Origin of the sequence: Mesorhizobium qingshengii (assembly GCF_900103325.1) — a bacterium.
In the GTDB taxonomy this organism is placed as follows: domain Bacteria; phylum Pseudomonadota; class Alphaproteobacteria; order Rhizobiales; family Rhizobiaceae; genus Mesorhizobium; species Mesorhizobium qingshengii.
Genome location: NZ_FMXM01000007.1, coordinates 235,074 through 254,793, shown reverse-complemented (window position 1 = coordinate 254,793; position 19,720 = coordinate 235,074). Strand labels below are relative to the sequence as shown.

General features: G+C 62.1%; 16 protein-coding genes. 6 read left to right on the top strand and 10 right to left on the bottom strand.

What is annotated here, in order from left to right:
- Positions 1-159 precede the first annotated feature (159 nt).
- On the top strand, positions 160-1,752 hold the full coding sequence (locus BLS48_RS14085; protein WP_167365078.1) for a DEAD/DEAH box helicase: 1,593 nt from the start codon (positions 160-162) through the stop codon (positions 1,750-1,752).
- A gap of 177 nt (positions 1,753-1,929) precedes the next feature.
- Here the strand turns inward: BLS48_RS14085 and BLS48_RS14080 are convergent, their stop codons facing one another.
- The 8 genes from BLS48_RS14080 to BLS48_RS14045 all read right to left on the bottom strand — a co-directional run bounded on the left by BLS48_RS14080 (position 1,930) and on the right by BLS48_RS14045 (position 10,458).
- A complete protein-coding gene (locus BLS48_RS14080) occupies positions 1,930-2,538 on the bottom strand; it encodes a hypothetical protein (RefSeq protein ID WP_091578457.1) in 609 nt (202 codons plus the stop codon).
- A 260-nt stretch (positions 2,539-2,798) separates the two neighbouring features.
- On the bottom strand, positions 2,799-3,449 hold the full coding sequence (locus BLS48_RS14075) for a YiaD family glycine zipper/OmpA-like lipoprotein (RefSeq protein WP_091578455.1): 651 nt from the start codon (positions 3,447-3,449) through the stop codon (positions 2,799-2,801).
- Between the two features lie 161 nt (positions 3,450-3,610).
- The gene (locus BLS48_RS14070; RefSeq protein ID WP_091578454.1) at positions 3,611-3,979 is read right to left on the bottom strand and encodes a GFA family protein; all 369 of its coding nucleotides are present in this window, start codon (positions 3,977-3,979) and stop codon (positions 3,611-3,613) included.
- Positions 3,980-4,139: 160 nt separating this feature from the next.
- Positions 4,140-4,517, bottom strand: a complete 378-nt coding sequence (locus BLS48_RS14065; RefSeq protein ID WP_091578452.1) for a hypothetical protein — start codon at positions 4,515-4,517, stop codon at positions 4,140-4,142.
- A 188-nt stretch (positions 4,518-4,705) separates the two neighbouring features.
- Positions 4,706-5,128 carry a GFA family protein gene (locus tag BLS48_RS14060; RefSeq protein WP_091578450.1) on the bottom strand — a complete coding sequence of 141 codons (423 nt, stop codon included), beginning with the start codon at positions 5,126-5,128 and terminating at the stop codon, positions 4,706-4,708.
- Positions 5,129-5,271: 143 nt separating this feature from the next.
- Positions 5,272-6,403, bottom strand: a protein-coding gene (gene prfB, locus BLS48_RS14055; protein ID WP_143019428.1) for a peptide chain release factor 2 whose coding sequence is annotated in 2 segments (ribosomal slippage) — positions 5,272-6,336 and positions 6,338-6,403 — 1,131 coding nt in all. Because the reading frame shifts where the segments join, the coding sequence is not laid out codon by codon here.
- 122 nt (positions 6,404-6,525) lie between these two features.
- Positions 6,526-8,982 carry a penicillin-binding protein 1A gene (locus BLS48_RS14050; RefSeq protein ID WP_091578446.1) on the bottom strand — a complete coding sequence of 819 codons (2,457 nt, stop codon included), beginning with the start codon at positions 8,980-8,982 and terminating at the stop codon, positions 6,526-6,528.
- Between the two features lie 213 nt (positions 8,983-9,195).
- Complete coding sequence (locus BLS48_RS14045; RefSeq protein WP_091578444.1) at positions 9,196-10,458, bottom strand: N-acetylmuramoyl-L-alanine amidase; 1,263 nt, start codon at positions 10,456-10,458, stop codon at positions 9,196-9,198.
- Positions 10,459-11,108: 650 nt separating this feature from the next.
- Here BLS48_RS14045 and BLS48_RS14040 point away from each other — a divergent pair.
- The gene (locus BLS48_RS14040) at positions 11,109-14,045 is read left to right on the top strand and encodes an Rne/Rng family ribonuclease (RefSeq protein WP_091578442.1); all 2,937 of its coding nucleotides are present in this window, start codon (positions 11,109-11,111) and stop codon (positions 14,043-14,045) included.
- Positions 14,046-14,150: 105 nt separating this feature from the next.
- Here BLS48_RS14040 and BLS48_RS14035 read toward each other — a convergent pair whose 3' ends face one another.
- Both BLS48_RS14035 and BLS48_RS14030 read right to left on the bottom strand, forming a co-directional pair.
- The gene (locus BLS48_RS14035) at positions 14,151-15,080 is read right to left on the bottom strand and encodes a glutaminase (protein ID WP_091578441.1); all 930 of its coding nucleotides are present in this window, start codon (positions 15,078-15,080) and stop codon (positions 14,151-14,153) included.
- A 4-nt stretch (positions 15,081-15,084) separates the two neighbouring features.
- Complete coding sequence (locus tag BLS48_RS14030) at positions 15,085-16,233, bottom strand: pyridoxal phosphate-dependent aminotransferase (RefSeq protein ID WP_091578439.1); 1,149 nt, start codon at positions 16,231-16,233, stop codon at positions 15,085-15,087.
- A 145-nt stretch (positions 16,234-16,378) separates the two neighbouring features.
- Between BLS48_RS14030 and BLS48_RS14025 the strand changes: the two genes are divergently transcribed.
- The 4 genes from BLS48_RS14025 to accB all read left to right on the top strand — a co-directional run bounded on the left by BLS48_RS14025 (position 16,379) and on the right by accB (position 19,715).
- On the top strand, positions 16,379-17,779 hold the full coding sequence (locus BLS48_RS14025; RefSeq protein ID WP_091578437.1) for a M48 family metalloprotease: 1,401 nt from the start codon (positions 16,379-16,381) through the stop codon (positions 17,777-17,779).
- A 70-nt stretch (positions 17,780-17,849) separates the two neighbouring features.
- Positions 17,850-18,650: a DsbA family protein gene (locus tag BLS48_RS14020; RefSeq protein ID WP_091578436.1), complete on the top strand. Its 801-nt coding sequence runs from the start codon at positions 17,850-17,852 to the stop codon at positions 18,648-18,650.
- Positions 18,651-18,795: 145 nt separating this feature from the next.
- Complete coding sequence (gene aroQ, locus BLS48_RS14015) at positions 18,796-19,230, top strand: type II 3-dehydroquinate dehydratase (RefSeq protein WP_091578434.1); 435 nt, start codon at positions 18,796-18,798, stop codon at positions 19,228-19,230.
- Positions 19,231-19,256: 26 nt separating this feature from the next.
- The gene (accB, locus tag BLS48_RS14010) at positions 19,257-19,715 is read left to right on the top strand and encodes an acetyl-CoA carboxylase biotin carboxyl carrier protein (RefSeq protein ID WP_091578528.1); all 459 of its coding nucleotides are present in this window, start codon (positions 19,257-19,259) and stop codon (positions 19,713-19,715) included.
- Positions 19,716-19,720: the final 5 nt, after the last annotated feature.

The following is a 19,720-nucleotide window of genomic DNA, read 5'->3' as shown; positions in this document are numbered from 1 at the left end:
CGCGATTAAGGTTACAACTTCACAATCGTGCCAATCCCGCCCGTTTGTGTTGACAAATCGCGGACTTGCGCCTAATCGCAATACCAATCTTGCAGGCGCGTGGCGCTTGCCGCGACAGACGCCGTTGCGCTTCCCCGAACCAGCCAAAGACAACAACACTTGTCCTCAGACACCACGACCGCTCAAGAAGCGTTGACCTTCGCAGACCTCGGCCTGTCGCCGAAGGTCCTTTCCGCAGTCACCGATGCCGGCTACACCCAGCCGACGCCGATCCAGGCCGGTGCCATCCCGCACGCCTTGCTCGGCAAGGATATTTTGGGCATAGCCCAGACCGGCACCGGCAAGACGGCGTCCTTTGTGCTGCCGATGCTGACCCGGCTGGAAAAAGGCCGGGCGCGCGCGCGCATGCCACGCACGCTGATCCTGGAGCCGACGCGCGAACTCGCGGCACAGGTCGAAGAGAATTTCATTCGATACGGCAAGAACCACAAGCTCAACATCGCGCTGTTGATCGGCGGCGTGTCCTTCGACGAACAGGACAAGAAGCTGGAGCGCGGCGCCGACGTGCTGATCGCGACGCCTGGCCGCCTGCTCGACCATCGCGAGCGCGGCAAGCTGCTTCTCAATGGCGTCGAGATTCTCGTCATCGACGAAGCCGACCGCATGCTCGACATGGGCTTCATCCCCGACATCGAGCGCATCTGCGAGATGATCCCGTTCACCCGGCAGACGCTGTTCTTCTCGGCGACGATGCCGCCGGAAATCACCAAGCTCACGGAAAAATTCCTGCACGCGCCGGTGCGCGTCGAGGTTTCGAAGGCGGCGTCCGCCGCAACCAACATCATCCAGAGACTGGTCAAGTCAGGCTCGAAGCCGTGGGACAAACGCGAGACGCTGCGTAACCTGATGAAGGCTGAAGACGCTGAGCTGAAGAACGCCATCATCTTCTGCAACCGCAAGGTCGAGGTGTCGGAGCTGTTCCGTTCGCTGCTGAAGTATGACTTCGACGCTGGTGCGCTGCATGGCGACATGGACCAGCGGGCGCGCATGCAGATGCTGGCCAATTTCCGCGATGGCAAACTTCGCTATCTGGTGGCCTCCGACGTCGCCGCGCGCGGCCTCGACATTCCCGACGTCAGCCATGTCTTCAATTATGACGTGCCGATCCATGCCGAGGACTATGTCCACCGCATCGGCCGTACTGGCCGGGCGGGGCGCTCGGGCAAATCCTTCACCATCGCGACCAAAACGGATACCAAGTATATCGACGCCATCGAGCGGCTGATCGGCAACAAGATCGAGTGGCATGACGGCGACCTGTCGACGGTGGTCGCCAGCGAAGGCGAGGATGATGCTCCGCGCCGTGGCAAAGGCGCGCCGCGCCGCGCCGGCCGCAAGGACGACGATCGCAAGGACAGGGGCGAGCGCAAGAGGGGCGGCGAACACCGCGCCGGACGCAGCGAGGACGTTGCACCAGTCGTCGTTGCACAGCAGCACGAGCAGCTCGACGTAGCTGAGACCGCCGTCGCCGAGAACGGTGAACGGCGCGCGCGCAAGGACGCGATCCGCTCGGACAACACCGAGCGCAAATCTTCCGATCGCAACGAGCAGCGCGCACCTGAACGTGGTGACACCAGGCCGCAGCGAGACAACAGCCGCCCTGCCCGCCAACGCCACCAGGAAGACAACGATTCCACCGTTGGCTTTGGTGACGACATGCCGGCCTTCATGCGGATCGTCGCCAAGGTCTGATCCCCGACCGCCTTCGCAGGCAAGCCGGCCATCCGGCTTGCCCTCTCGGCAAAGCCTCCCAAAGCACGTCGCGTTCGAACGGATTGAGGCGACGCGCTTTAGGTCTTTGTTTCATGCATGTCGTGCTCCCAAACCCAGGTCCACTTTTGGGCGACATGCATCAGCCTGGCTCGCCCGCTACATTGGCCCAGGCATCATCTTGGTCGGCTTCTCCAGCATCGGAAAATCGGCCTTGTTGCATTTCACGTTCGGGTTCGTCGGACTGAACATGCCGTTCGGATTGTTCCTGAACAACCAGGCGTGAAGATCGTAGTGGACGAACTCCCGCGGAATGAGCGGATAGTGTCCCTCCATCGGGCCCATGAAGGTTTGGCCAAACAACTTCGGCGGCGCTTTGACGTCGGGCGTTAGCGGCACCAGCCATTCCACCCCGACCAACTTCAGGCCTTTCTTGGTCGGCTCGTAGATCAGCACATTGGGCTTCATCGGGTCGAGTTTCTGGCCGACACTTGGAACGTTGACGAAATGGATACCCATGGCGCCTTTCGGGTATTCCATCGAGCCCGGTATCTTTTCTCCGCTGTAGTAGACGCAGCCTACCGTCGACAGATAGAGGTCGCGAACGGCGGCGGTGTAGTCTTCATATTTGGCGAGCGACTTTTTCAAGGCATCGATGTCGGCCTTGTTGGCGTCCTCGGCTTGAGCCGTAGCGACGCCCAACCATGCGCCTACAAGACTTGTTAAAGCGAGGACGCCGCAGCGCCCAAGGCTGGCTGTACTTGTCATGCATTCCTCCCAGATTTTCTGATCTGGCCGTGCAAGACCGAGGCGGAAAAATGCTGATTGCGCGGCCAGTTGTACCGCCTCATCCCCTCCGGAACGGCGACGATGCTATTCCTTTCCAGGGCTGCCGGAAAGTAGCTATTTAGAACTAGCTAATTCTATGGTGCACCAATGTGGAGAGCGCCGACGTCCGCTCTGCCGACGTCCGCTCAAACAAAAACGGCCCCAAATGGAGCCGTCTTTGCATTCGCTTGCCGAACAGATCAGGTGAGCGGCGACAGCTGGATCTCGACGCGGCGGTTCTGGGCGCGGCCTTCGGCCGTCGCGTTGGATGCGACCGGACGAGTCTCGCCGAAGCCCGTGACGGCGAAGCGGCGCTGATCGACGCCCTGACCGGACAGATAATTGGCGACCGCCAGCGCGCGACGCTGCGACAGATCGAAATTGTGCTGGTCGCCGCCGGTCGAATCGGTGTGGCCGAAGACATCGACCGTGGTCTGTTTGAACTTCTTCAGCACCAGCGCGACCGAGTTCAGCACCTGGTAGAAGCCGGGCTTCACAGCATCCTGATCCGTGTTGAAGGTAATGTCGGACGGCATGTTGAGGATGATCTGATCGCCGCTGCGGGTGACGCTGACACCGGTGCCTTCCAGCTGCCGGCGCAGTTCGGCCTCGTTCTGGTCCATTGTGGCGCCGATGGCGCCGCCGGCCAGCGCGCCGATGCCGGCGCCGATCAGCGCGTTGCGGCGGTCATTGCCACCGGCAAGCAGGCCAAGACTGGCACCGGCCAGCGCGCCGAGACCGGCACCGGCGGCCGTGTTGGAAATCTTCTGGTCGCCGGTATACGGATCGGTGGTGGTGCAGGCGGTCACCAACAGAGCCGTCGCCACAACGACGAGCACGGTCTTCTTCATAGGATGGTCCCTCTCCAAGTCGCGCCTTGACACGGCGCCAAATCAGCCCTTCCCGCGTCTTCTACATGAAATACGGCAAAAAGCGGAACGGCAAAAGCGCCACCCACGGCTTTTCCCGAGGGACCAGATTGATCCGCAAAGCGCAGCATTACCGTATTGGGCTACCAGAGATTCTTGCCGTCGATAATCACCACTTCGACCTTGTCGAGATCGAAATCGTCGAACAGCCGCGAATTGACGCTGATCTTGGAATTGTCAAAATCCGGCTCGCCAGTCGACCAGTCCGGTGTCTCCGTAAACGTGCCGCAGCCACAGGTGGCGCAAAAACCGTGCTTTACGGTTTTCGACCCCCACTCGTAGACCGAAACGTTTTCCGGCGGACTGGTGAGCTTGAATTGCGAGGGCGTGTAGTAGGCCCACAGCGAACCACGTTTCGAGCAGAATGAACAGGTGCATTGCGTCACCGTCTGCGGTGCCTGCGAAACCTCGAATGTCGTCGCCCTGCAGTGACAGCTTGCCTTGATGGTCATCAACGAACTTCCTCCTGTCGCCCGCCGCCTTGCGCGGCAAGGGCAGCATAAAGGGGCGCTCCTGACAACCGTCCGTCAGCAGATCTGGCTAGGCAGTGCGCACAACCTGGAAACGACGCACAGCCTGCCCTCCTCCGGCTTGGTCCAAACCAGAAGAGGCCTAGTAAGACGATGGCGGCACGAACAGGCAGATGGTCTTGCCGGCATCGAGCCCGGCCTGATGCGCGCACCAATGGAATTCGCCGTCGGGCGAATCCTTGATCCGCCTGTCGCTGTAGGCCACCACCTCCCCCGTGTCCTTGATGACATAGCCCTCCGGGCGCTCGCTGATCGAGGTCTGCGACACCTCGTGGCAATCGTAGTTCGCGCAGCAGGCGAACGGGTAGCTCCAGCCTTGCGGCTTCGCCGCGGTCGGCTTGGCGTCATGTGCCAAGGCCGGTGCCATCAGCGCCAAGACTGCAAAGGTTGCGCACAAGGAGAGGAGAAGCTGGCCAACCGATTGAACGGCAATGGCCGATCTGGACCTGGCGGCAAACATGGGAACGTTCCTTTCAAACGAGGTTCAAGCGTTTCGCTTGCCCGTTCCCAGAACGTGTCTTCCCAGCGGCCGATCGTCAGCTTGCAGATATGCCGCGCCCGGCCATAAATGCTTTTGTCTCCCCTCAATGCCGTAATGGTGAGCCGAAATGTGAGTCGGCGCAAGAAATTGCTGGTGGCCGGCCGACGCTATTCGTCGACGGCTCTGGCAGCCACGACATGCTCTTCATATTGCGGCAACTCATCGGTGATGGTGAACCAGCTTGCCTTCGAACCCACGAAGATGTGGGCGGACGGACGAATGGACGGCTCGTCGACCAGGGTCCCCATGGCGACATGGAAGAAGGTTCCGTCGCGGACCAGGGAATAGAGCAGTGAACCACACAGCCCGCAGTGCGCGTCATGGCCGCTTTGGTCGCCAAGGATCAGAAGGTTGTCCTCGCCCTCGGTCAAGACAAGCTTGTTGCGCTCGATGCCGGCGAACGGCTTGAAGGCCGAACCGGTGGTTCGTCGGCAATTGGAACAGTGGCAGTTGGCCGCGTAAGAAAATTCGTCCGTTACGGCGTATTGCAAAGCGCCGCAGAGGCATTTTCCGGCAAGCTTGCGAGCCATCGCTCAATCCAGGTCCATGTCAAGCCGCAGTCCCAAGGCCTGAAGCGCGCCGTGTTGAAGCGAAGTCACGCAACGCGCTTTAAGTCCTTGTTTTTATGCATTTCGTTACCCCAAAATCGCTGCGCGCATTTGGGCTACATGCATCAATCCAGGTCCGCCACAACCTCACCCGCACCGCCCTCGATACGCTGCGACAACGAGGCTTCCATGAAATCGTCGAGGTCGCCATCGAGCACGCTCGACGGGCTGGTGCTCTCGACGCCGGTGCGAAGATCCTTCACCAGCTGATATGGTTGCAACACATAGGAGCGGATCTGGTGACCCCAACCGATATCGCTCTTCGACGCTTCGGTGGCGTTTGCAACCGCTTCACGCTTCTTCAGCTCTTCTTCGTAGAGGCGCGAGCGCAACATCTCCCAGGCCTTGGCCTTGTTCTTGTGCTGCGAGCGTTCGGCCTGGCAAGCGACCGCGATGCCAGTGGCGAGATGGGTGATGCGCACTGCCGAATCGGTGGTGTTGACGTGCTGGCCGCCCGAGCCGGACGAGCGATAGGTGTCGATGCGGACATCGGATTCGGAAACATCGATCTCGATCGTGTCGTCGATGACCGGATAGACCCAGATGCTGGCAAATGAAGTGTGGCGGCGTGCATTGCTGTCGTAAGGCGAAATGCGCACCAGGCGATGGACGCCTGATTCCGTCTTCAGCCAGCCATAGGCATTGTGACCCTTGATCAGCAGCGTAGCGGACTTGATGCCGGCTTCTTCGCCGTCATGGACTTCCAGAACCTCGACCTTGAAGCGGCGGCGCTCGGCCCAGCGCGTGTACATGCGCAGCAGCATCGAGGCCCAGTCCTGGCTCTCGGTGCCACCGGCGCCTGCATGGACTTCGAGATAGGTGTCGTTGGCGTCGGCCTCACCCGACAGCAGCGTCTCGATCTGGCGGGCCTTTGCCTCGCCGCGCATCGAACGGATCGCGGCTTCCGCCTCGGCGACGACGCCTTCGTCGTGCTCTTCCTCACCGAGCTCAATCAGGCCGATATTGTCTTCCAGCGCCTGCGTCAGTCCCTTCACCGACGCGATGCCTTCCTCGAGACCCTGGCGTTCGCGCATCAGTTTCTGCGCTTCCAGCGGTTCGTTCCAGAGGCTGGCGTCCTCGGCGCGCACATTGAGGTATTCAAGCCGCTTTATGGCCTGATCCCAGTCAAAGATGCCTCCTCAGCAGGGTTATCGCCTGCCTGATCTCGTCGACGATGTTTTGCGTTTCCGCGCGCATGGCTGGCTGTTCGTCCTGTTTGCTGAAATGGCGATCGGTCGGCGCGATACATAGGGAGGCTGCCGCCGGCTGTAAAGCAAAATGGGCTGGCACAAGGCCAGCCCATCCGCTCATGAAAATCGTCAGTAAAGACCGCCGCCGCCGTCCTGGATGGCCTGGTTGGCCTGCGGCGACAGTGCGCCACCGGAACCATTGGAGCCGTCGGCGCCCATGCCGATCACCCAATAGCTGTCGGCGGGACCGGTCCCCGGCTTGAAGGCTTCGATGATGGTGCCCGGATCGCCCGACGCGGCACGCATGCCGGTCTTGCGATTGATGGCGACCAGATTCATGCCATCCGGAACCTTGAAGTCGACATTGGGTGTGCCGTCCAGCGCCACCCGCATGAAGTCCTTGAAGATCGGCGCGGCGAGGCCACCACCGGTGGCGCCATGGCCAAGGCCGCGCGGCGTGTCGTAGCCCATGTAGAGGCCGACGACGAGGTTGGGCGTGTAGCCGATGAACCAGGCGTCCTTTTCGTCGTTCGTCGTTCCGGTCTTGCCCGCGATGTGGCGGCCAAGTTCGCCGATGGTGGCGCCGGTGCCGCGCTGCACGACACCTTCCATCATTGAGGTGATCTGATAGGCCGTCATCGGATCGAGCACCTGCTCGGAATTGTCGACCAGTTCCGGCTCCGGCTGGTTTTGCCATTCGGGCGCGTTGCAGCCTTCGCAGCCGCGTTCGTCCTGCTTGAACACCGTCTTGCCGTAGCGATCCTGGATGCGGTCGATCAGCGACGGTTTGATCGACTTGCCGCCATTGGCCATGATCGAATAGGCCGATACCATGCGCATCACTGTCGTTTCGCCGGAGCCCAGCGCCATCGGCAGATACGGCGCAAGGTGATCGTAGACGCCGAAGCGCTCGGCGTATTCCACCACCAGCTTCATGCCCATGTCATTGGCAAGCCGCACCGTCATCAGGTTGCGCGACTTCTCGATGCCGGAGCGCAGGGTTGCCGGACCCGCCACCGTGCCGTCGTAGTTCTTCGGTGTCCAGGTGGTGTTGCCGCTCTGGATGGTGATTGGCCCGTCCATGATCACCGAGGCCGGCGTATAGCCATTGTCGAGCGCGGCCGAATAAACGATCGGCTTGAACGAAGAACCCGGCTGACGCATGGCTTGCGTCGCACGATTGAATTCCGACTGTGCGTAGGAGAAGCCGCCGACCATGGCCAGCACGCGACCGGTGTGGGGATCCATGGCGATCAGGCCGCCCTCGACCTCAGGAACCTGACGCAGGCTGTAGGCCCCATCGGCGCCGTCGTTCTTCTGCACAAAGATGACATCGCCCGGCTTCAACACCTCCGCCGGCGACTTGGCCTTGACGGTCTTGCCGCCGACCACATGGCGCATGGCAAAACCCATGTCCTCCTTGCTGACGGTGCCTTCGACGCGTTCCTTGACGATCTCGCCCGACGCCTGGCGCGCGGGCTGCAGGCCGATCGACAGACCGGACTCCGAACTGTCGAGCACGACGGCGAGCGACCATTCGGGAACATCCTCCAGCCCCTTGACGTTGCCCAGCGGAACGCCCCAGTCGCCGGATACGTCGATGGTCGTCACAGGGCCTCGATAGCCGCGCAGCGTGTCGTATTTGATCAACCCGCTCTGCATCGACTTGCGGGCAATGAGCTGGATCTTCGGATCGAGCGTCGTGCGGACGGAGAGGCCGCCCTCGTAGAGTGCATTCTCGCCATAGCGGGCGATGATCTGGCGGCGCACTTCCTCGGTGAAATACTCGCCGGCGAAAAGATAGGTGCCGTTGCGGCGCGGCGTCACGCCGAGCGGCTCGGCCTTGGCCTTGGCGCCTTCCTCACGCGTGACATAGCCATTCTCGACCATCTGATCGATGACCCAGTTGCGGCGCTCCAGCGCGCGGTCGGCATGCTTGAAGGGATGATAGTTGTTCGGCCCCTTCGGCAGGGAGGCCAGATAGGCGGCCTCGGCGACGGTCAGTTCGTTCACCGACTTGTCGAAATAGGTCAACGCCGCGCCGGCGACGCCGTAGGCGCCAAAGCCGAAGAAGATTTCATTGAGGTAGAGCTCGAGGATACGATCCTTGGGGTAGGCCTGCTCGATGCGAAAGGCGAGGATCATCTCCTTGATCTTGCGCTCATAGGTCTGGTCCGAGGACAACAGGAAGTTCTTCGCCACCTGCTGGGTGATCGTCGAGGCACCGACCTGACGCCTGCCTGAGCCAAAATTCTGCAGGTTGACGATGATGGCGCGGCCAAGGCCGGTCACGTCGATGCCGGGGTGGTTGTAGAAGTTCTTGTCTTCCGCCGAGAGAAAGGCCGCCTTGACGCGATCCGGTATGGCCTGGATCGGCAGGTACAGGCGCCGCTCGCGCGCGTATTCAGCCATCAGCGCGCCATCAGACGCATGGATGCGCGTCGTCACCGGCGGCTCGTATTTGGCCAGCACCTCGTAGTCGGGAAGATCTTTCGACAAATGGCCGATATAGATGGCAACGCCCGCCGCGACCAGAAGGGCCAGCGTCGTGCCGATGCCGAAAAAATAGCCAATGAGACGAATCATACCCGCTCCAGTCCTTGGTCCGGGAATTTCCTAAACGAAGCCGCCTTTCGCGCAAGCTTTCGAACCGGTCCCAAACCGCAATCGAAAACCCATGTCGCCACCATGTGGACAAAATACGGCAATGCCTGATTTCGTGACCGCAAGGCGGAAATAAAGGCACCAGGTGTTGTCGTCGCGCAACGCCGCCTCTGGTTGCAGGCGCCGCCGGGCATGTCAGCCTCCGGCACCTGCTCCGGTGCGGGCGGAGGCGAACAACGCGACGGCGTTGGTGATGCTTTGAGCCGCCTTGCCGCGCCAATCGGCGTCGAGCAGCTGCGCCTCGTCCTTGGCGTTGGAGAGATAACCGAGTTCGACCAGAACGGACGGCACGTCCGGTGCTTTCAAGACCTTGAATCCCGCGGAACGCTGCGGATTGTTGATGAGACCGACACTGGTCGAAAGCTGTCCGACCAGCGTGTGGGCGAAACTCATCGAGAAATTGTGCGTTTCGCGGCGGATCAGGTCGATCAGGATGTCGGTCACTTCCTTGTTGTCGTTCTTGATTTCCATGCCGGCGAACTGGTCGGAGAGGTTTTCGCGGTCGGCGAGCGCCTGCGCCTCCGGATCCGAAGCCTTGTCGGAGACGGTGTAGACGGTGGCGCCGCGGATGCCCTTGACGCTGATGGTGTCGGCATGGATGGAAATGAGCAGATCGGCCTCGTGCTGCCTGGCGATGCGCACGCGGTCGTCCAGGCGCAGGTACTCGTCGGTATCGCGAGTCATGAAGACATCGTATTTGTCGACGGCTGCGAGCTTGTCCCGCAACTCAGTGGCGAAGGCGAGCGTGACATTCTTCTCGATAGTGCCGTTCAGGCCCTCGGCGCCGCCGTCGATGCCGCCATGGCCAGGATCGATGACGACGGTGAAGCGGTGACCCGGATTGGAGACCGGCCCGGTGCCGACCCGCCCCCCCTTGTCCGTCGAAACCGTCGAGCCAGTGGTCAGCGCCTGATTGGCAAGTGCGGCGTCAAACTCCCGTTCGGAGGCCGCCGACATGTCGATGGCGATGCGGTAGCCGGTTCCATCCTCGTTCTTGAGCACATCGAGCTTGTCGACGGCGAACGGACCCTTGCCGGTGAGAATCAGTCGCGAAACGCCCTCGCCGAGCGCGCCCAAGCGTACGCCCCGGACCAAGCCGCGCGCCTTCAGGTCCTTGGCGCCAATCGCAAATCTCGTATTCGCAAGATCGATGACAAGCCGGTTGGGACCGCGCAGCAGGAACCATTTGACATCAGGTTCGCGATCGAAATTCATGACGATACGCATCTTGGTGGCATCGCCCGCCATCTTGTAGCCGGTTGCCACGAGCGGTGCGTCGGCGGCATTGGCAACGGCGGAAAAAGCGGAAGCGATCGCCACCAGCAGCAAAAGACAAAAGACGCCGAGAATCTGGCCGCCAACACGACATCCCTTGTCTGTGAAGTCCGCCAGTCCCATCTCTTTCCAGTCGCTCCCGGTTTGGCGCAGACGCCCGGTCGTTTCGTCGAAGTGCCGGTTAGGCCGCGAACTCGATTAACGATTGGTATCCAGAGAAGGTTAACCAAGCCTTTTCATGCAAGGGTCTGAGCTTGTTCTTACGTTACGGAACTGCTTTTTGCCGGCATCGGAAATCGGGGTTGCCATCCACCCCGCCAAATCATAAAAGCGATGGTGGATCACTGCAATCCTGGAACCGCCCTCCTCCTAAGCTTCCTGCTACAGGGTCAGACGAAGGGCGGCTCCTTTCGCTTCACGCGAAAAGGCTTCAGGTGATCGCGACGAATTTCGCAGGTGTGCGCCCGTGGCGGGGGAATCGCCTGCGTGAGGAAAACGGCCGGGTTTGCTCCCGCGCCGGCTCTGTATGAGCAAACAAGCTGGTCCGGTTTGCCGGGCTTTGGTTCAAAAGGTTCTGCTGGTGACGATGGCTTCAAGCGCAATCATGGAAAGGTCCGCATCAAACCGCGCCATTATGGCTGCGGGCGGCACCGCCATGGCGCTCAAGCGGCGGCCGGCGGACATTCAGACATCCGGCACCCACACTCCAGACACGCAGCAGCGGGCCTTGCCTTGCAAGCTGCGGCTGACGGCTGCCGGGAGGAAACGAAATAATGCCCAACAAAATGCTGATAGACGCCTCCCACCCGGAGGAAACACGAGTTGTCGTCGTACGGGGTAACCGTATCGAAGAATTCGACTTTGAATCCCAGGACAAGAAGCAGCTCAAAGGAAATATCTACCTCGCCCGCGTAACGCGCGTCGAACCCTCCCTTCAGGCAGCCTTTGTCGAATATGGCGGCAACCGTCACGGTTTTCTCGCCTTCAGTGAAATTCACCCCGACTACTACCAGATTCCGGTCGCCGACCGTCAGGCACTGCTGCGCGCGGAAGCGCAGGAGGCTGAGGACGAGGAGGACGAGGACGGCGAAGGCGACGATCGCCAGAGCCGCGATCGCGGGCGGCGCGGGCGCCGGCGTGGCGGCAAGAGCCGCGACCGCGGTGAACACAGGCGCGATGCGGGCGCAGCCGATTCCGGCGAGGCAGGCGAAGGCAACGACAACAGCGCCGATGCCGATGCTGTTGCTGAAGACGCCTCTCCCGCTTTCGAGACCATCGAACACACTGCCGATACTTCGGAACACGCCGATACGTCCGACCATGACGAGGATTCAGCCGACCAGGGCGAAACCGAACCCCGCGAAGGCGGTCCCACGTCGATCGCGGCCTCCATCGAGGCCGATGTGATTTCCGAAGCCGTCCCGCAAGCGGAACAGGGAAGCGAAGCGACGTCCGGCGACAACGATCGCGGCATGCTGGAGGAGGTGCAGTCCTCGCATCCGGACGATCACGAGATCGAATCGGTCGGCGCCGAGGATGCGCTGGAGGAAGTGCGCAACCGCCGCAAGCCGGTGCGCCGCCAGTACAAGATCCAGGAGGTGATCAAGCGCCGGCAGATCCTGCTGGTGCAGGTCGTCAAGGAAGAACGTGGCAACAAGGGCGCCGCACTGACCACCTATCTGTCGCTTGCCGGCCGCTATTCGGTGCTGATGCCGAACACGGCGCGCGGCGGCGGCATTTCGCGCAAGATCACCAGCGCGGTCGACCGCAAGCGCCTCAAGGAGGTGGTTGCCGATCTCGAAGTGCCGCAGGGCATGGGCGTCATCCTGCGCACCGCCGGCGAGAGCCGCACCAAGGCCGAGATCAAGCGCGATTACGAATACCTGATGCGGCTTTGGGAAAACGTCCGCAATCTTACCTTGCAATCCACGGCCCCTGCCCTGGTCTATGAGGAGGGCAGCCTGATCAAGCGTTCGGTACGCGACCTCTACAACAAGGATATCGACGAGATTCTCGTCTCCGGCGAGGAAGGCTACCGCGAGGCCAAGGACTTCATGCGCATGCTGATGCCCAGCCATGCCAAGGTCGTCCAGCCCTTCCGCGACACGACGCCGATCTTCGTGCGCAGCGGCATTGAGGCACAGCTCGACCGCATGCTGCAGCCGCAGGTGACGCTGAAAAGCGGCGGCTACATCATCATCAACCAGACCGAAGCGCTGGTCGCCATCGACGTCAATTCGGGCCGCTCCACCAAGGAGCACTCGATCGAGGACACGGCGCTTCACACCAATCTGGAAGCGGCGGAGGAAGTCGCCCGCCAGCTCAGGCTGCGCGATCTCGCCGGCCTGATCGTCATCGACTTCATCGACATGGAGGAGAACCGCAACAACCGCTCCGTCGAGAAGCGGTTGAAGGACCACCTCAAGAACGACCGCGCGCGCATCCAGGTCGGTCGCATCTCGCATTTCGGCCTGATGGAGATGTCGCGCCAGCGCATCCGCGCCAGCGTGCTGGAATCGACCATGAAGCCCTGCCCGCATTGCGGCGGCACCGGCCATGTGCGTTCCGATTCGTCCGTCGCGCTGATGGTGGTGCGGGCGATCGAGGAATTCCTGCTCAAGGATTCGCGCAGCCACATCACCGTGCGGACACCTGCGGCCACTGCGCTCTACGTGCTCAACCACAAGCGCGGTACATTGGTGGAACTCGAAAGCCGCTTCGGCCTGACCATCACCATCGAGGCCGACGATACGGTCGGTGCGCAGCACTATGCGATCTTCCGCGGCGCGCTGGCCGAAAAGCCGGAAGGCTTTGTCGAGGCGCGGAGTTTCCCGGCCTATGTCGAGCCGGACGAGCCCGAGGACGAGATTGTCGTCGTGGAGGAAGAGGACGAGGCACCGGCGCAGGCCGAGCAGCCCCGCCAGCAGCCGCAGCAACAACAGCCGCGACCTGCCAGCGCAGAAGAAGGCGAAGGCCGTGACCGCAAGCGTCGCAAACGCCGCAGGCGGCGCGGCGGCAAGGATCGCGATCGCGAACATGGCGCCGCTGCGGATGGTGCTTCTGTCTCCGCTCCGGCGGGCGATTTCTCTGAATCGGCGAACCCGACAGCCGACGACTCCGAAACGGACGAAACTGCTCCGCTCGGCGCCGCCGAAACGGATGAAACGCTCCAGGCTTCGGATGAGGGCCCGGGCAAGAAGCGCCGCCGCGGCAAGCGCGGCGGCAAGCGCAACCGCCGTGAAGACGGTGAAGGCGAGACCGAGGCAGGTGTCGGCGAAACCACCCAACCTTCCGAGGGCGACGGTTCCGCAAGCGAGGCTGCATCGATCGAGCCGGTTATCGCCGCGCCCGTCGAAGAGCCAGTGGCTGCGGTGAGCGACGAAGTGCCGAGCACCGAGAAGCCCAAGAAGCCGCGTCGTGCAGCCAAGCCGAAGAAAGCAGCGGCCGAAGCCGTCGCCGAGGCGACTTCTGTCGAAGTCGCCGAGGAAGCACCAATCGAGGCTCCGGTTGCGATTGTGGTTGCGAACGAACCGGTGGTCGCGGCTGTCGAGGAAAAGCCCTCGAAGGCCCGGCCGTCACGGCGCAGGCCGACGGTCGTCGATGCGCCGGTCGTGCCGGTGGTCTCTTCGACCGTTGCGGAAGAGCCGGCAGCCAAAACCGAGGACAAGCCGAAGCGCGCAGGCTGGTGGCAGCGGAAGGGCTTTTTCTAAGCCTTTCAGTCGCTTGAATTGATTTTTTGACAAAAGAGAATCCCGTGCCGTTCGAAAAACGGCGCGGGATTTTTCATATCTGGCGTTCTGGCAGATGGCGATATGCTATGGCGCGAAGATCGACCAGTTCATCATCCTGGCCAGCTTTTCCAGCGCGATCGAACCCAGCTTGGAATTGCCATTGGCGTTGAGGCCAGGCGACCAGACGGCAAGCGAGGCGACGCCCGGCACAATGCCCAGTATGCCGCCGCCGACGCCGCTCTTGCCGGGAATGCCGACGCGGAAGGCAAAGTCGCCTGAGCCGTCATAGTGGCCGCAGGTCAGCATCATCGCGCCAATGCGACGCGCGCGCTCGGCCGACACCACGGAATGCCCGGTCGCCGGGTTCTTGCCGCCATTGGCGAGGAAACGGCCGGCGAGCGCCAGTTGCCGGCAGCTCATGGCAATGGCGCAGTGGTGGAAATAGACGCCCAGCGCCAATTCCGGCTCGTGATGGAGATTACCGAAGGATTTCATGTAGTTGGCGAGCGCAAAATTACGATAGCCAGTAGCCCTTTCGGAAGCGGCGACCTCGCGGTCGATGATAACAGTCTCGTCATCGGCCAGAAACTGGATGAAGCGCAGGATTTCGCCGATCGCCTCGCGCGGCTGGTGGCCGGCAAGCAGGATGTCGGAAACGACAATGGCGCCGGCATTGATGAACGGATTGCGCGGGATGCCGTTCTCCTGCTCGAGTTGCACGATCGAGTTGAACGGATTGCCCGACGGCTCGCGTCCGACCCGCTGCCACAGCGCGTCGCCGACATTGCCGAGCGCCAAGGTCAGCGTGAACACTTTTGAGATGCTCTGGATCGAAAAAGCCTGATCGGCGTCGGCCGCCATCAGCACGCGGCCGTCATTGGTGACGGCGGCTATGCCGAACTTCTTGGGATCGACCTTGCCGAGCTGCGGAATGTAGGTGGCGACATCGCCACGATCGGTGCGTTCGGCCATTTCGGCGGCGATCTCGGCCAGTGCCTGCTCGAGTTCCGGCATGATGCTACCTCAACCAGCGTTCGATGCGCGCCATTGCCTCGACCATGTCGTCGTGGCTGCCGGCATAGGAGAAACGCATGGTGCGGTGCCCCGCCTGGGTATCGAAGTCGCGGCCGGGCGTTGCCGCCACATGCGCTTCCGCCAGCATCCTTCGCGCGAAGGCCATGCTGTCATTGGTGTGTCTGGTGACATCGCAAAAGGCATAGAAGGCGCCATCCATGGGTGCGGCCAGCGAAAAGCCGAGTTCCGGCAGACGTTTCATCAGGAGCTCACGATTCCAGGCGTAGCGGCCCTTGACCGCCTCCAGCTCCTCGGTTGCGGCGAAGGCCTCGATCGCGGCGATCTGCGACAACTCCGGCGGTGAAATGTAGAGGCTCTGGGCGATGCGCTCGACCGGCCGCACCAGCTCTTCCGGCAGCACCATCCAGCCGATGCGCCAGCCGGTCATGCAGTAATACTTCGAGAAGGAATTGATCACCGTCACGCTGCTTCCGTAGGCGAGAGTCGTGGTGTCGGGGGCAGCATAGGCCAGCCGGTGGTAGATCTCGTCGGAGATCACTGCGATGCCGAGGTCTTGCGCCGTCTTCACCAACGCCGACAGTTCGGCGGCGGGAATGACAGCGCCAGTTGGGTTAGCCGGGCTAGCAAACAGAACGCCCTTCAGCGGCTTCTCGCGATGCGCCGTCTCGAGATGGCCGGCATGCAGGTAGGCCTCTTCGCCAAGCTCGATCTCGACCACCTCGATGCCGAGCGCTGCCATGATGTTGCGATAGGCGGGATAGCCGGGCGCGGCGATGGCGACGCGGTCGCCAGGATCGAACATTGCCAGAAAGGCGAGGTTGAAAGCGGCCGACGATCCGGTGGTCACCGCGATCCGGCTGGGTGGAACATCGAGGCCATAGTGATCGGCATAGTGTTCGGCGATCGCCTTGCGCAGGGCGGCGAGGCCGAGCGTGTCGGTGTAGCCGATGCGTCCGTCCTGCAAGGCCTTGCCTGCCGCCGCGCGAACGCGGGCGGGCGCCGGATCGGAGGGCTGTCCGACGGCCATGGAAACAACCGGCACACCCTGGGCCTTCAGCCGGTTTGCCTCGGCCAGGATGTCCATCGCGTGGAACGGCTCGACATTGCCACGGCGTGAGAGCGAAACGACCATTTAACCAATATTCCCGATGGCTGAGGGCGCCAACTTCTGGCGCATGCGCCGCACAAATGCCCGATTGATGTGAGGATCACAAGTTGAGGAAGTTTCCGGTGCCGACTTTTCATCCTTCGCCCGCTCGTCTACCAGTGGACACGTCATGTTGAGCCGACCCAGATCGACGATTGCCCAGGCAGCGCGCGTCTTCGCGACGCTTTCGCTCGGGGCTGTCGTTGCGGTGACGAGTTCGGTCAGCGCCTTCGCCCAGAACGTGCCCGTGATACGCGATGCCGAGATCGAGGCGCTGGTGCGCGACTATGCGCGGCCGATCTTCAAGGCGGCGGGACTGGCGAATGACGGGATCGACATCGTCCTGGTCAACGATCAGAGCTTCAATGCCTTCGTCACCGGACGCCGGTTGTTCATCAACACCGGCGCGCTGATGACGGCCGAAACACCCAACGAGATCATCGGCGTCATCGCGCACGAAGCCGGCCATATCGCCGGCGGCCACCAGCAGAAACTGCGCGACCAGCTCGAACGCGCCAAGACGATGGCGATCATCGCCACATTGCTTGGCGCCGGTGCCATCGCCGCCGGCGCCGCCACCAACAGCCGCGGCCTTGCCGGCGCTGGCATGGGCGTGGCGGCCGGCGGCGGCGAGATGGCACAGCGCAGCATCCTCGCCTATCAGCGCACAGAGGAGATGACTGCCGACCGCTCGGCGATCACCTATCTCAACGCCACCGGCCAGTCCGGCATGGGCATGCTGAAGACTTTCCACCGTTTCCAGACGGCGCTGTCGCTATCGGGCGCGCAGGTCGATCCCTACCGTATCAGCCATCCGATGCCGCAGGATCGTATCGCCAATCTCGAAGTGCTGGTGAAGCAGAGCCCTTACGTCGACAAGATCGACCCGCCGGCGCTGCAGCAGCGGCACGACATGATGCGAGTGAAGATCGCCGTCTACATGGACGGCCAGGCGGCCGCGTCGCGGCTGATACGCAAGATGCCAGGCAGCCTCGCCGCGCAATATGGCGATGCCCAGGCCACCTACCTGTTCGGCGACATCGCCACCGCGCTCGCCAAGACCAATGCACTGATCAAGACCCAGCCGAAAAACGCCTATTTTCAGGAATTGCGTGGCGATATCCTGATGAAGGCGAACAGGCCCAAGGATGCCGCGGACGCCTATGCCAAGGCGGTCAGCCTCGATCCGGCGCGGTCGGGGCTGCTGCCGGTTTCCTGGGGCCAGGCGCTGATGGCCATCGGCACACCAGAATCCTTGAAAAAGGCAGTGGTGCAGATCAACAATGGTCTGGGGCGCGACAAAGAAAATTCCGCCGGATACCGTTACCTGGCGCAGGCCTATGGCGAACTGGGTGACATCCCGGGCGCCGAGCTTGCCACCGCCGAAGGTCACTTCTATTCCGGCAACTACAAGGATGCGAAGATTTTCGCCATGCGGGCGCAGCAGCAGATGAAGCGCGGCGAGCCGCGCTGGCTCCGCGCTCAAGACATTATAAACTACACACCGTCGAACAAGATCAAGATCAAGTGAACCTTCCGGCCACGCGCTGCGACATAGCCTGGCATACCGGGCCGGAAAACAGGCAAAAGGAACAGGAACGATGAAAAAAGCACTGCTGCTGGGCACCACGGGGATTGCGGTCGCCCTTGCCATGCTGGCTTTCGGATTCGTGGCCGGAAGCCCAGAGATTGCAAAGGCCGGCACGGCGCAGCCTGTCCAGATGGCGGGCGACACCAAGATCGACCGCGCCGAGGTGGAAGGCATCATCCGCGACTACCTCTTGAAGAACCCGGAAGTGCTTCTGGAGGTTCAGGACGCGCTTGAGGCCAAGCAGAAGGAAGAGCAGCGCATCGCCCATCTGGGCGTGATCAAGGACGCCAAGGACCAGATCTTCAACTCGGCTTTCGACGGCGTCGTCGGCAACCCGAACGGCAAGGTCACCATCGTCGAGTTCTATGACTACAATTGCGGCTTCTGCAAACGCGCCATCGACGACATGCGGGCGCTGACCAAGGCCGATCCGGACCTGCGCTTCGTGCTCAAGGAATTTCCCATCCTCGGACCGGATTCGCAGAAAGCGAGCGTCGTCTCGATGGCGTTCCACCTGATGATGCCGGAAAAGTACGGCGAATTCCACAATGCGCTGCTCGGCGGCCAGGGACGCGCCACGGAGGCAGCGGCCATCAAGATCGCGCTTTCGCTCGGCGCCGACGAAGCAACGCTACGCGAGAAAATGAAGGACCCGTCGATCCCCGAGGCTTTCTCCAAGACCTATGATCTTGCCAACAAGCTGGCGATCACCGGAACGCCATCCTATGTGGTCGGCAACGAGGTCGTGTTCGGGGCGCTCGGACAGGAAGTGCTCGCGGAAAAGATTCAGGCGGCGAAAGCCGCGCTTTGATCAACCTCGCTTTTCTTCACGGGCGCATTTCCGCCTGTTGTGGACAGTGAAAGAACGCACTTGCGCTCTTTTCGCGGACGTCTATGCCCATTATAGAGGGCCCAGCGCGCCGGCTTGATGTCGGCGCCGAAGAAGGTCGGCTTTTTTGAAAACGGTTTTCGTCCTGAACGGTCCCAATCTCAACGCGCTCGGCAAGCGCGAGCCAGGCATCTATGGCGGCAAGACGCTTGCCGCGATCGCCGACGACTGCAAGCAGGCCGGCGCTTCGCTTGGGTTCGAGATCGATTTCCGCCAGTCGAACCACGAGGGCGACCTTGTCGACTGGATTCAGGAAGCCGGAGACAAGGCTGTCGGCATCGTCATCAATCCGGGCGCCTACAGCCACACCTCGATCGCGATCCATGACGCCATCCGCGCCGTCGCGCCGCTGCCAGTCGCCGAAGTCCATCTTTCCAACATCCATGCGCGGGAATCATTCCGCCACGTCTCCATGGTCGCGCCGGTTGCCGTCGGCATGATCTGTGGCTTTGGGCCGCTCGGCTACACGCTGGCGCTGCAGGCGCTGGCCGCACGCCTATGACCGGCCAACAAACAGAAGGCTCGAAAATGTCGATAAAGAAGACCGGTGTTGACCAGCAACTGATCCGCGATCTGGCGGGCATACTGAACGACACCAACCTGACCGAGATCGAGGTTGAACTGGGCGACCTGAAGGTGCGCGTCTCGCGGCAGGCACCTGCCGTCCATGCGATCGCAGCGCCGCAACCGGCCTATGCGCCGGCAGCAGCCCAGCCTGCCGCCGCGGCCGGCCCGGCAACGGTCGACGTGTCGAAGAACGCGGTGGCCTCGCCGATGGTCGGCACCGCCTATCTGGCGCCGTCGCCCGACGCCAAGGCGTTCATCGAAGTCGGCCAGAAGGTCAAGGAAGGCCAGACACTGCTGATCATCGAGGCTATGAAGACGATGAACCAGATTCCCTCGCCCCGCGCCGGCACGGTGACGGCGATCCTGTTCGAGGACGCGCAGCCGGTCGAGTACGGCATGCCGCTCGTCGTGATCGAGTAGAGCGG

Bases quoted from the DNA above. Each gene is read 5' to 3' on its own strand.
- BLS48_RS14070 (WP_091578454.1), bottom strand. From the start codon at position 3,979: ATGACCATCAAGGCAAGCTGTCACTGCAGGGCGACGACATTCGAGGTT.
- BLS48_RS14030 (WP_091578439.1), bottom strand. From the start codon at position 16,233: ATGGTCGTTTCGCTCTCACGCCGTGGCAATGTCGAGCCGTTCCACGCG.
- BLS48_RS14045 (WP_091578444.1), bottom strand. From the start codon at position 10,458: ATGGGACTGGCGGACTTCACAGACAAGGGATGTCGTGTTGGCGGCCAG.
- BLS48_RS14025 (WP_091578437.1), top strand. From the start codon at position 16,379: ATGTTGAGCCGACCCAGATCGACGATTGCCCAGGCAGCGCGCGTCTTC.
- BLS48_RS14060 (WP_091578450.1), bottom strand. From the start codon at position 5,128: ATGGCTCGCAAGCTTGCCGGAAAATGCCTCTGCGGCGCTTTGCAATAC.
- BLS48_RS14065 (WP_091578452.1), bottom strand. From the start codon at position 4,517: ATGTTTGCCGCCAGGTCCAGATCGGCCATTGCCGTTCAATCGGTTGGC.
- BLS48_RS14035 (WP_091578441.1), bottom strand. From the start codon at position 15,080: ATGCCGGAACTCGAGCAGGCACTGGCCGAGATCGCCGCCGAAATGGCC.
- BLS48_RS14050 (WP_091578446.1), bottom strand. From the start codon at position 8,982: ATGATTCGTCTCATTGGCTATTTTTTCGGCATCGGCACGACGCTGGCC.
- BLS48_RS14075 (WP_091578455.1), bottom strand. From the start codon at position 3,449: ATGAAGAAGACCGTGCTCGTCGTTGTGGCGACGGCTCTGTTGGTGACC.
- BLS48_RS14080 (WP_091578457.1), bottom strand. From the start codon at position 2,538: ATGACAAGTACAGCCAGCCTTGGGCGCTGCGGCGTCCTCGCTTTAACA.
- accB (WP_091578528.1), top strand. From the start codon at position 19,257: ATGTCGATAAAGAAGACCGGTGTTGACCAGCAACTGATCCGCGATCTG.
- BLS48_RS14020 (WP_091578436.1), top strand. From the start codon at position 17,850: ATGAAAAAAGCACTGCTGCTGGGCACCACGGGGATTGCGGTCGCCCTT.
- BLS48_RS14040 (WP_091578442.1), top strand. From the start codon at position 11,109: ATGCCCAACAAAATGCTGATAGACGCCTCCCACCCGGAGGAAACACGA.